Raw genomic sequence first — 11,319 nt, 5'->3', positions numbered from 1 at the left:
CGCTCATCCTCTGACAACGAACTCCATGCATACACAAAACTGCTCCCCTGCAATCGGAACTGAATTTCTCAGTCCAACTCCAGGGGAGCAGTTCACTCGAGGGGCGCCCCTGTGCGTGGCTGTGCCGAGGCCTCAGAGCTCGTCGTGGCGGCCCTCGGAGACCTCCTCGAGGATCTTCGCGCAGAAGGCCTCGAGGTCACCGGGGTTGCGCGAGGTGGTGAGGCCGCGGTCCGTCACGACCTCCTCGTCGACCCAGTCCGCGCCCGCGTTCTTCAGGTCGCTCTCGAGGGAGGCGTAGGAGGTCATGCGGCGGCCCTCCACGAGCCCGGCCTCGATGAGGATCCACGGTGCGTGGCAGATCGCCGAGATCGGCTTGCCGGCCTCGGCGAACCCGCGCACGAGCTGCACGGCGTCCTTCTCGAGCCGCATGGTGTCCGCGTTGACCGTGCCGCCCGGCAGCACGAGCGCGTCGAAGTCCTCGACGCGGGCCTCGGCGAGCGGGACGTCCACCGGGAACGAGTCAGCGTGGTCCCAGTCGCCCTTCATCGCGGTGATCGTGCCCGATTCGGGGGAGACCAGGACGGGCTGGCCCCCAGCCTGCTCGACGGCCTTCCACGGCTCCGTGAGCTCTGCCTGCTCCACACCATTGGTGAGGAGGAACGCGACCTTCTTGCCTGTGATGTTGTGTGCCATGCCCAGCAGTTTCCCCGCGGCGCCCCGGGGCAAACGGCCCCGGCCGCCCACCGGGACGCACCCCGGTGGCCCGGCCCCGCCCGCCCACTGGCTAGACTGGCAGGGCCCGCTTCTGCGATCGAAGGGACCCCTCCTACAGTGACCACCCTCTCCGCCCGCACCGCCGCTCGCTACGCCGCACGGTTCGCCCACGAGGAGGAAATCGCCCACTGGGACGAGCACGTCACCGCGAATCCGAACGGCGGGAACCTGCTGCAGTCGGAGGCCTTCGCCGCGGTCAAGGCGAACTTCGGTTGGAAGGTGCGCCACCTCGTGCTCGATCCGGTCGGCGCCAGCGAAGAAGCACGCCCCAGCTACAACCTTGTCCTCGAGAAGTCGATCCCCCTGCTGGGCCGGTTCTGGTACCTCATCAAGGGCCCGGACGTCGCCGGGATCGAGGAGGTCCCCGCGGCCCTCGCCGCGATCAAGGAGTTCGTGGCGCGCGAGCGGCTGGGCGTGTTCGCCGTCAAGATCGAGCCGGACATCGTCGACTCGGAGGAGGCTCGCGCCGCCCTCGCCGGCGCCGGACTCGTCAAGGTGCCCAACCTCCAGCCCAACGACTCGACCGCGATCCTGGACATCAGCCCCGAGCCCCGGCTGGTGCTCAAGAGCCTGCACTCCCGCGGCCGCAACGCCGTGCGCCGCGCCGAGCGGGAAGGCGTCGAGGTCGTCGAGGCCGAGCCGACCCTGGAGAACTACCGGACCATGCACGCGCTCATGACCGGGACGCTGAACGCGAAGTCGAACACCGGCGCGCGGGTGCGCGGCTTCGAGTACTACCGCCAGTTCTGGACCGAGTTCACCCGGCGGGGGCAGGGCCGGCTCTACTTCGTCTACGAGAACGGACGCCCCTCCGTGGGCGCGTTCGTGATCAACTACGGCCGCAAGGGCACCTACAAGGACGGCGGCTCCCTCCAGCAGCGCACCCAGTACGGAGACTCGCACCTGGTGCAGTGGACGGCCATCCTGAAGGCGAAGGAGCTCGGCTGCGTCGAGTACGACTTCTGCGGCACCCCTCCCGCGGACCGCCTCAAGGACACCTCCCACCCGTTCCACGGGCTCGGCCTGTTCAAGACCTCCTTCACCAAGACGGTGACCGATTTCGTGGGCTGCTGGGACTTCGTGATCGACCCGCTGCGCTACAGGGCGTGGGCCAGCGCGGGTGAGCGCGTGGCACGGCAGCTCTACACGCGCCGCACCGGCCAGCAGTTCTACTGATCCGACGTCTCTGATGGCTGACGCGGAGCACGGCGCCCACGGCGTGACCCGGGACGAGGGCGCGGACGGCTACGACGCCCATGGGGACATCCCCGCGGGCACCATTCCCCAGATCACGCCGGTGGCGTTCACCACCGCGCCCACCGGCGCCGCCACCGGCCCTGCGGCCGCGGCCGAGTCCGGCCCCACCGCCGATGCCGCCCCCGCCGCGGGCCCCGCCCTCGGTGAGCGGACGACGCCGGCCGGGCCGCCGCCGTCGTCCGTCCCGGCCCCCGCCGGGGTCACGCAGGCGCAGCAGGTGGCCCCGACCGTCCCGGCTCCGGTCGAGCCCGCGCCCGGAGCGGTGCCCCCGGCGACCCAGCAGATCAGTGCCTCGCAGGTCCGCGCCAACGCCGCGGCCAAGCGCGTGCTCGCGCGGCTCATGCGCGGCGAGAACCCGCCCACGGCGCCGATGAGCCTCGTGGAGCGCCTCGCCGGCAGCCCCTACGCGAACCCGACCATCCCGGCCGGCGCCCACGAGTCTGAGCGGCGCACGCTCGACTTCGCCCTCGAGCTCGCCGAGACCATGTTCCGCTACGGCGCCGGCGCGCTCGAGGTGGAGACGTCCATGATCGCCGTCACCACCGCCCTCGGGCTCCGCCACGTCGAGGTGGACATCACCAACCAGTCGGTGGCCATCAACCACGCCCCCAAGGACGGCACCCCGAGCACCCTGCTGCGCGTGGTGCGCTCGTGGACGAGCAACTACGCCGGGCTCGTGCTCGTGCACCAGCTCGTGACCGAGATCGCGGCCGGGGGCGTGGGGCTGAACGAGGCCTCGCGCCGGCTCCAGGGGATCGCGCGGCGGGCCAAGCCCTTCCCCAAGTGGTCCGTCACGGTCGCGTTCGGCATGTTCGCGGCGCTCTTCGTGGGCGTGCTCGGCGGCGGCCAGCTGGCCTCGCTCATCGCGTTCGGCTCCAACCTGCTCGTCTCGCTCGTGTGGCGGGTCCTCGGCCGGTGGCGGGTGCCGGACTTCTTCGTCACGATGGCCAGCTCGTTCCTCGTCACGATCATCGCCCTGATGCTCTTCGCCGTGCACCTGCCCATCGCGCCGGCGATCGTGGTGGTGGGGGGCATCCTGCTGCTGCTGCCGACGGCCCGGCTCGTCTCGGCGACGCAGGACGCGATCAACGGCTTCCCCGTGACCGCCGCGGGCCGGTACCTCTCGGCCTTCCTGACGTTCGCCGCGCTCGTGGCCGGCATCGCCGTCGCCTCGGCGGTGGGGGAGATGCTCGGCATCGCCCGGATCAACGTCACGGAGACCTTCCCTGCCGCGTACCCCTACCCGGTGGAGGTGCTGATGATCGGCGCCTCGGTGGCGGCGATCGCGGTCACCGAGCAGACGTCCCGACGCCTCGTGCTGCCCACCGCGGCGGTCGGCGTCGTCGGCTACCTCGCACTGACGGGGGTGGGGCTCCTCGGGGTCGGGGACCGGCTCGCCCCGGCCGCCTCCGCCGTGGTCATGGGCTTCCTGGCACGGATCGTGGCGCTGCGGCTCGGGGCGCCCCAGCTCGTCGTCGCGGTCCCGGCCGCCCTCATCCTGCTGCCCGGCCTGACGATCTTCCGCTCGATGTACGTGGCGACCGTGGACGCCTCGCAGATCACGGCCGGCGCCGGCGGGATGCTCACGGCCATGGCGATCATCCTGGCCGCCGCGGCCGGCGTGGTGCTCGGAGACAACCTCGCGCGCCCCTTCACCCGCAGCGCCACCTCGCTCGAGCGTCGCCGCCGGTCCCGGCGCCGCTAGACCTTGCCGACCGGCAGCTTCTTCTCCGCCTGGAACTGGTCCTCGGCGCGGCCGTGCGCCCAGTAGCCGGACAGGGAGAGCTTCTCGCGCGGCACCCCGCGCTCCTTGAAGACGGCGCGCAGCTCCTTCATGGCCCCGCGCTCACCGTGGGCGAACACGCTCGGCGTCCCCTCCGGCCACTCGGCCTCGGCGACGGCCTCGGCAAGGACCAGGGTCTCGCCCGCCGGGCTGCCGTCCCGGGAGAGCCAGCGGACCTCCACGCCCTCCGGTGCCCGCAGCTCCACGGTCTCCTCGGCCGAGGCGACCTCGAGGAACGCGAGGCCCCGCGCGGCGGCGGGGAGCGCCTCGAGGGCCGCGGCGACGGCGGGGAGGGCGGACTCGTCGCCCGCGAACAGGTGCCACTCGGCTTCCGGATCGGGGGAGTAGGCGCCGCCGGGGCCCGAGCACACGAGCCGGTCGCCCGGACGCGCCGCCGCGGCCCAGGGGCCCGCGAGGCCCTCGTCGCCGTGCACCACGAAGTCGATGGCGAGCTCGCCGGCCGCGGCGTCGAACCACCGCACGGTGTAGGTGCGGGTCACGGGCCACGCGGACCGCGGCAGCGAGGCCTTCAGGACGTCGAGGTCCACGGGGCCCTCGGGCCAGGCCCTGCCCGGCAGGGCGTGCGGGAAGGCGATCTTGACGTACTTGTCCGTGAACCCGTTGTCCGCGAACGCGGCGAATCCCGGGCCGCCGGCGACCACGCGGACCAGATGCGGGCTCAGCTGCTCGGTGCGCACCACCACGAGGTCGAGGGTCGGGCGGGTCCTCGGGGCCGGCGCGGCCGCGGGGGCTGCTGCCTGGGCGCCCGGCTGGGCCGCCCCCTCTGCTGGCGAAGTCATGCCGCCCAGACTACCGGCCGCCCGCGCGCCTCCCGCGGCACATGACGCCCCTCACACGAGACGGGGCTGCCGGAGCGCCCTACGCCCAGCGCACCGGCGCAGCCCCCTGCGCCGCGAGCAGCTCGTTGGCCCGGCTGAACGGCCGAGAGCCGAAGAACCCCCGGGAGGCGCTCAGCGGCGAGGGGTGCGCGGAGGCGACGACCGGCGTCGTCCCCAGCAGGGGCACCACCGACTGGGCGTCCCTGCCCCAGAGGATGGCCACGAGGGGCGCGCCGCGCTCGGCGACGGCGCGCACGGCGGCGTCGGTGACGCGTTCCCATCCGAGCCGCCGGTGCGACCCCGCGGCGCCGGCGCGCACCGAGAGGACCCTGTTCAGCAGCAGGACCCCCTCGTCGGCCCACCGGGAGAGGTCGCCCGTGGCGGGCGCCGGGACGCCGAGGTCCGAGGAGAGCTCGCGGAAGATGTTCGCGAGGCTGCGCGGGAGCGGGCTCACCGCGGGGCTGCACGCGAACGAGAGCCCGATCGCGTGGCCGGGCGTGGGGTAGGGGTCCTGGCCCAGCACGAGGACCCTGACCTCGCCCAGGGGCCGGCTGAACGCCCGCAGCAGGCGCGACGGGGCCGGGAGGATGCAGCCGCCGTCGTGGGCCTCCGCGGCGAGGGCGCGCAGGGCCGAGCGGAGCGTCGGCTCACAGGCCGAGAGCGCGGGGACCCAGTCGGGGTGGACGAGGTCCGCCAGCGGCGCGGCGGACATCGCCTCGAGGGTGCGGGCGTCCTCGGCGCACGACGCCGGCGCCTCGCCGCCCGCGTCCGGGCCGCCGGAGGCCTCGGGCAGGTCGAAGAGCGGTTCGGCGTCCATCACGCGAGCCAGTGTGCCAGAGATGCCGGGGCGGCGCGCCCCGGGCGGAGAATGACAGAGCTGTAGTTCCCGCTTAAACTGGAAGCCATGTCGTCAGCAGCAGCACACCACGCCCATGCCTTCGACGACGCCGTCGACCACGGGCCCGCGCCCGCGTCCGCCGAGCAGGAGGACACCCAGGCGGGCCGTCCGGCCGGGGGACTGACCGAGCGGGAGATCCAGATGCTCGCCCTCGAACGCGGTTGGTGGAAGTACGCCGGCGCCAAGGAGCAGGCCATTCGCGAGCTGTTCGACCTCTCCGCGACCCACTACTACCAGCTGCTCAACGCCCTCATCGACACCGAGGACGCGCTGGCGCACGATCCGATGCTGGTCAAGCGGTTGCGTAGACTGAGGACGTCGCGGCAGCGCGCGCGCACTGCCCGCCGGCTCGGCGGCGGCGCCTGACGCTGCGCGCCGTCCCCAGCCGGCCACCGACAAGGACCTGACGCACGCATGAACACCTATCCCCGCGACGAATTCGACGCTGTCCCCGAGGCGCCGCGCCGGCAGGGTGTGCACCGGACCCGTGACGAGAGCGGCCCGGACGACGGACCCAGCCCCTCCGGCCGGGGGCTGCGGTGGATCCTCGCCGCCGGCATCCTCGCCCTCGTCATCGGCGCCGTGTCCTTCTTCGTGCTGCCGCGGCTGGGCCTCTCCGGCCAGCCTGCGGCCGCGTCCGCTGCCACCTCGCCCGCAGCGTCCGCAGCGCCGAGCGCCTCCGCCCAGGGGAAGCCGTCCGCGGCCCCGAGCCAGGCGCCCTCGTCCGCGGCCCCCACCGCCACCCCCACGGCCTCGGCCGGAGCCGACCCGTCCCTCGAGGTGGGCGTCTACAACGCGACCTCGACGGCCGGCCTGGGCAACCGGGTCGCGGCCACCGCGCGCGCGGCCGGGTGGTCCGTCTCCACCGTCGGCAACTGGAGCGGCGCCCCCGTCGACGGCCCTGTCGTCTACTACCGCTCGGCCGCGGACGCCGCCTCGGCGCAGGCCCTCGCAGCCGCGGTCGGCGTCCGGACGGTCCTCCAGGCTCCCGCGCTCGGGCTGCCGCTCGCCGTGGTGATCGGACCCGGGTACACCGGGTGAGCAGGCGGGCACCGAAGGCCAGGGCCGCGGCGGTCGCCGGGGTCCTCGCCCTCGGCCTGTCCGCCACCGCGTGCGGTGCCACCGGCGAGGCCCGCACCGCCCACCCTTCGCCATCCGGGGACGGCGTGCTGCGCCTCGGCCTCCTCCTCGACTCGACCGGCGACTCGGCGTACCTCAACGACGCCCAGCGGGCCGCCGTGGTCCTCGCCGTCCAGCAGGCGAACGCCGCGGGCGGCTACGGCGGCAAGCCCGTGGAACTGCTCCCGGTCCAGCCCGGGTCGGACACCGCCGCCGAGTCCCGCCGCCTCGCCCAGGCCGGCGCCGACGCCGTGATCGGCCCGACAGACTCGAGCCGCGCGCCCGCCGCGATCGACGTGCTCTCGAAGGCCAAGGTCCCGCTCATCTCGCCGGCGAACAGGGCCGCCGCACTGACCGGCTACCGCAGCGGCGGGTTCTACTTCCGCACCTCGGCACCGGAGGGCGCCGAGGGGGCCGCCCTCGTGGAGCTCGCCCGGCGGTCCGGGGCGAAGCGCATCGCGATCCTCCATCAGGCCGGCGACCACGGGAAGGCCGAGGCGGACGCCGCCTCGGCGGCCGCCCGCGCCGCGGGCGTGGCCGAGTCCGGCAGCGCCGAGTTCACCGGGCACTCCGCCGGGGCCGCCGCCGCTGCGGCGAAGGGTGCCGACGCGGTCCTCGTCATCGGTCAGGGCGACGGCCAGGCGATCCTCGCGAGCGTGGCGGACGCCGGGGTCCCGGGCTCGAAGCTCCTGCTCTCGAGCGGCGTCTACGGCCGCTACGGCTCGGCCCTCGCCGACCATGCGCTCGACGGCGCCCGCGCGCTCGTTCCCGGGGTGTACCCGACCCCCGAGTTCCAGGCCGACCTCCTCGAGCATGCGCCGGACCTGAAGGACCTGACCTTCGCAGGCGAGGCCTACGACGCGGCCTCGCTCGCGATCCTCGCCGCGGGCGCCGCGAAGGACGACGGCGGGGCCTCCATCGCCTCCAAGCTCATCGACGTCTCGGGCGGGGACGTGGCCGGTGCCGTGGAGGGGAACCGCCAGAAGTGCACCGGGCTTCCAGCGTGCCTCGCGCTGCAGGCCAAGGGGACGCCCGTGGACTACGAGGGCCAGTCCGGGCCGATCGGCTTCGACGAGCACGGCGACGTCACCACCGCCCGCTTCATGGCCTTCACCTACGGCGCCGATAACCAGCCCGTCCGGGACGGCGACGTCACGGTCGCGCGATAGGCCTTCGCGCCGGGCGTACAGGCTCGCCTGCGCTTGCACTCGGGGTGGGTGAGTGCTAATTATGGACCTAGCACTCCGGCGTCCAGACTGCTAAAGCGGTGTGGTCGCGGGGGCAGGATCACCTCGCTGGGGTGAGGCGTAGGCCGCCGTGGGAACGGGGGCCGCCGCCGGCCGTCGCGGGCGCTGCAGCAGGTGGCCTACCGACACACACGTCCCGAAAGGACCTCAAGCCGTCATGGCCAAGATCATTGCATTCGACGAGGAGGCCCGTCGCGGCCTCGAGCGCGGCCTGAACCAGCTGGCCGACGCTGTCAAGGTCACCCTCGGCCCGCGCGGCCGCAACGTCGTCCTCGAGAAGAAGTGGGGCGCCCCCACGATCACCAACGATGGCGTCTCCATCGCCAAGGAGATCGAGCTCGACGACCCGTACGAGAAGATCGGCGCCGAGCTCGTCAAGGAGGTCGCCAAGAAGACCGACGACGTCGCTGGCGACGGCACCACGACCGCCACCGTCCTCGCCCAGGCCCTCGTGAAGGAAGGCCTCCGCAACGTCGCCGCCGGCGCCGACCCGCTCTCGCTCAAGCGCGGCATCGAGAAGGCCGTCGACGCCGTCACGGCCGCACTGCTCGAGTCCGCCAAGGAGATCGAGACCAAGGAGGAGATCGCGGCCACCGCGTCCATCTCCGCCGGCGACACCCAGATCGGCGAGCTCATCTCCGAGGCCCTCGACAAGGTGGGCAAGGAGGGCGTCATCACCGTCGAGGAGTCCAACACCTTCGGCCTCGAGCTCGAGCTCACCGAGGGCATGCGCTTCGACAAGGGCTACCTCTCCGCGTACTTCGTCACCGACGCCGAGCGCCAGGAGACGGTCCTCGAGGATCCCTACATCCTCATCGTGAACTCCAAGATCTCCTCGGTGAAGGACCTCGTCGCGGTCCTCGAGCGCGTCATGCAGGCCAACAAGCCGCTCCTCATCATCGCCGAGGACGTCGAGGGCGAGGCCCTGGCCACGCTCATCGTCAACAAGCTCAAGGGCACCTTCAAGTCCGTCGCCGTCAAGGCCCCGGGCTTCGGCGACCGCCGCAAGGCCATGCTCACCGACATCGCGATCCTCACCGGTGGCCAGGTCATCGCCGAGGAGGTCGGCCTCAAGCTCGAGAACGCCACGCTCGACCTGCTCGGCAAGGCCCGCAAGGTCGTCGTGACCAAGGACGAGACCACGATCGTCGAGGGTGCCGGCGACGCCGAGCAGATCGCCGGCCGCGTGTCCCAGATCCGCGCCGAGATCGAGAACTCCGACTCGGACTACGACCGCGAGAAGCTCCAGGAGCGCCTCGCCAAGCTCGCCGGCGGCGTGGCCGTCATCAAGGCGGGCGCGGCCACCGAGGTCGAGCTCAAGGAGCGCAAGCACCGCATCGAGGACGCCGTCCGCAACGCGAAGGCTGCCGTCGAGGAGGGCATCGTCGCCGGCGGTGGCGTGGCCCTCATCCAGGCCGGCGCCAAGGCGTTCGCCAACCTCAACCTCGAGGGTGACGAGGCCACCGGCGCCAACATCGTCAAGGTCGCCATCGAGGCCCCGCTGAAGCAGATCGCCTTCAACGCCGGCCTCGAGCCGGGCGTCGTCGCGGACAAGGTCCGCGGCCTGCCCGCCGGCCACGGCCTCAACGCCGCCACCGGCGTGTACGAGGATCTCCTGGCCGCCGGCGTCAACGACCCGGTCAAGGTGACCCGCTCTGCGCTGCAGAACGCCGCCTCGATCGCCGGCCTGTTCCTCACCACCGAGGCCGTCGTGGCCGACAAGCCGGAGAAGGCCGCCCCGGCCATGCCCGGCGGCGACGACATGGGCGGCATGGGCGGCTTCTGATCCGCTAGCTAGCCTCCCCACCCGTTTCGGGTACAGATCTCGTCGCGGTTCTGCCCTTTCGGGTACGCGACGGCTCTGATGGACGACGGCGGGGTCCCCACTTTGTGAAGTGGGGACCCCGCTGTCGGCGTTCCAGGAGTGAGGGGCGGGGGCGCCCGAACTGCCCGGGCGGCTCAGCCTGGGCGGCTCAGCCCTCCGAGGTGCCCTGGTGGAAGCGGAGGCGCCACCGGCCGTCGGTGCGCTGCCACAGCGACGAGCGCAGCGCCGAGCCAGTGCCGTTGACGGTGCGGTACACGACCTGGACGAGGTCGCTGCCGAGGGGCACGGCGTCCACGAGCTCGAAGCGCACGTGCGACTCGGGGGCCGCCACGAGCTCCTCGATGAGCTCCTCGCGTCCCCAGAGGCGGCCGGAGGCCCCGATCTCGCGGTACTCAGGGTGGAGGAGGAAGGCCAGCTGGCCGTAGTCGCCCCGGACGTCCGGATCGAGGAGCTCCTGCTCGAGCTCGACGACCGCCTCGACTTCCCGCGCCCGCTCGGGCTGCTCAGGCTCCGCGGCGATCGCGTCGAAGAGTTCGGCCTGCTCGGGGACCGTGCCGAGGCCGACCGCGCCCGAGGCACCGGCGCCGCCCAGCGACGCGCCCCGGTCCGCCGGCCGCCGGCGGGTCGCCGCGGACGAGGGTGCCGGGGAACGCACGGCTCCCGCCTCGCCGCCGAACCCGGGGCCCTCGAGGGGGGCCCGTCCCGACTGGTACGCCAGCGCCACGGCGCGGGCCTTCGTGTCCGCAGCCTCGTTGAGCGGATGCCCGGCGTGGCCCTTGACCCACTCGAAGGTGTAGTTCCGGCCCGCGAGCTCCGCGTCGATCTGGCTCAGGAGGTCGACGTTGAGGACCGGCTTGCCGTCGGCCTTCTTCCAGCCCCGGCGCTTCCACCCTGGCATCCACTTGGTCACGCAGTTGATCACGTACTGGCTGTCGCACAGGATCCGGAGGGGTTCCTGGCCGAGGGCGGCGGTGGACCGGAAGAGGTCGAGCACGGCCATGAGCTCGCCCTGGTTGTTGGTCCCGTGCGGCCACCCGCCGGCATGCCACGTCTCCTCGTCGATGTACCAGGCCCAGCCGGCAGGTCCAGGGTTGCCGAGGGCGGAGCCGTCCGCGGCGGCAGTGATCGTCATGGAACCATCCTGCCAGAGAGCGCGCCCCGGGCCCGCGGTCCCGCCCTGCCCCAGCTGCGGGCAGGGCGGGGCCGCGGGCGGAAGCGATGCCGCGGCCCTCAGCCGGCGAAGCGCTGGGCGTTGCTCGCCTCGATGTCGCCGTACGCGCTGCCCGCGCTGCGCAGGGCGGCGCCGATCTGGCCGAGCGAGGCCTCGACCTGTGCCTGGGTCCGGGCCCAGTCGGCGACGAGGGCCTGGAAGCTGTTGGAGGCATGGCCCTCCCAGCTGGCGCGCAGGTTCTCGAGGTTGTTCCGCATCGACTGCACCTCCGCCCGTACGCGCTCGGAGGTCGCGAGTACCGCCTGGGCACTCGAGCTGATGGCCTCGGTGTCCACCTTCATGATTGCCATGGTTGTCCGCCTTTTCGATGGGGCCGCGGCCGGTCCGCGCCGTCCCTTCCGACCCT

At 73.0% G+C, this 11,319-nt stretch carries 11 protein-coding genes; 6 read left to right on the top strand and 5 right to left on the bottom strand.

Annotated elements, in window-relative coordinates:
- Nucleotides 1-132: 132 nt before the first annotated feature.
- The gene (locus ACVWWH_RS18840; protein ID WP_066496175.1) at nucleotides 133-693 is read right to left on the bottom strand and encodes a type 1 glutamine amidotransferase domain-containing protein; all 561 of its coding nucleotides are present in this window, start codon (nucleotides 691-693) and stop codon (nucleotides 133-135) included.
- A 138-nt stretch (nucleotides 694-831) separates the two neighbouring features.
- Between ACVWWH_RS18840 and ACVWWH_RS18835 the strand changes: the two genes are divergently transcribed.
- Nucleotides 832-1,950 carry a lipid II:glycine glycyltransferase FemX gene (locus ACVWWH_RS18835; protein ID WP_066496183.1) on the top strand — a complete coding sequence of 373 codons (1,119 nt, stop codon included), beginning with the start codon at nucleotides 832-834 and terminating at the stop codon, nucleotides 1,948-1,950.
- 13 nt (nucleotides 1,951-1,963) lie between these two features.
- A complete protein-coding gene (locus tag ACVWWH_RS18830; protein ID WP_457317615.1) occupies nucleotides 1,964-3,736 on the top strand; it encodes a threonine/serine ThrE exporter family protein in 1,773 nt (590 codons plus the stop codon).
- Here ACVWWH_RS18830 and ACVWWH_RS18825 read toward each other — a convergent pair.
- Together ACVWWH_RS18825 and ACVWWH_RS18820 are read right to left on the bottom strand one after the other, a co-directional pair.
- The gene (locus ACVWWH_RS18825; protein WP_457317614.1) at nucleotides 3,733-4,614 is read right to left on the bottom strand and encodes a siderophore-interacting protein; all 882 of its coding nucleotides are present in this window, start codon (nucleotides 4,612-4,614) and stop codon (nucleotides 3,733-3,735) included. The two genes, ACVWWH_RS18830 and ACVWWH_RS18825, sit on opposite strands and share 4 nt — an antisense overlap.
- A gap of 79 nt (nucleotides 4,615-4,693) precedes the next feature.
- A complete protein-coding gene (locus ACVWWH_RS18820) occupies nucleotides 4,694-5,365 on the bottom strand; it encodes a uracil-DNA glycosylase (protein WP_457317618.1) in 672 nt (223 codons plus the stop codon).
- A gap of 192 nt (nucleotides 5,366-5,557) precedes the next feature.
- Between ACVWWH_RS18820 and ACVWWH_RS18815 the strand changes: the two genes are divergently transcribed.
- From ACVWWH_RS18815 to groL, 4 genes are all read left to right on the top strand, one after another.
- On the top strand, nucleotides 5,558-5,917 hold the full coding sequence (locus ACVWWH_RS18815; RefSeq protein ID WP_066496186.1) for a DUF3263 domain-containing protein: 360 nt from the start codon (nucleotides 5,558-5,560) through the stop codon (nucleotides 5,915-5,917).
- Nucleotides 5,918-5,965: 48 nt separating this feature from the next.
- Nucleotides 5,966-6,592: a LytR C-terminal domain-containing protein gene (locus ACVWWH_RS18810; RefSeq protein WP_457317613.1), complete on the top strand. Its 627-nt coding sequence runs from the start codon at nucleotides 5,966-5,968 to the stop codon at nucleotides 6,590-6,592.
- On the top strand, nucleotides 6,589-7,839 hold the full coding sequence (locus tag ACVWWH_RS18805; RefSeq protein WP_457317612.1) for an ABC transporter substrate-binding protein: 1,251 nt from the start codon (nucleotides 6,589-6,591) through the stop codon (nucleotides 7,837-7,839). The genes ACVWWH_RS18810 and ACVWWH_RS18805 overlap by 4 nt, the downstream gene beginning before the upstream one ends.
- Before the next feature lie 235 nt (nucleotides 7,840-8,074).
- On the top strand, nucleotides 8,075-9,703 hold the full coding sequence (gene groL, locus ACVWWH_RS18800) for a chaperonin GroEL (protein ID WP_066496194.1): 1,629 nt from the start codon (nucleotides 8,075-8,077) through the stop codon (nucleotides 9,701-9,703).
- A 187-nt stretch (nucleotides 9,704-9,890) separates the two neighbouring features.
- Here the strand turns inward: groL and ACVWWH_RS18795 are convergent, their stop codons facing one another.
- Together ACVWWH_RS18795 and ACVWWH_RS18790 are read right to left on the bottom strand one after the other, a co-directional pair.
- Entirely contained in the window at nucleotides 9,891-10,874 is a 984-nt protein-coding gene (locus ACVWWH_RS18795) for an RNase H family protein (RefSeq protein ID WP_457317611.1), read from the bottom strand.
- Nucleotides 10,875-10,972: 98 nt separating this feature from the next.
- Complete coding sequence (locus ACVWWH_RS18790; RefSeq protein WP_066496200.1) at nucleotides 10,973-11,263, bottom strand: WXG100 family type VII secretion target; 291 nt, start codon at nucleotides 11,261-11,263, stop codon at nucleotides 10,973-10,975.
- Between the last annotated feature and the right edge of the window lie 56 nt (nucleotides 11,264-11,319).

This window comes from Sinomonas sp. RB5 (assembly GCF_054063535.1).
The sequence above is the reverse complement of the archived record's forward strand: the minus strand, read 5'-3'. Positions and strand labels throughout refer to the sequence as shown.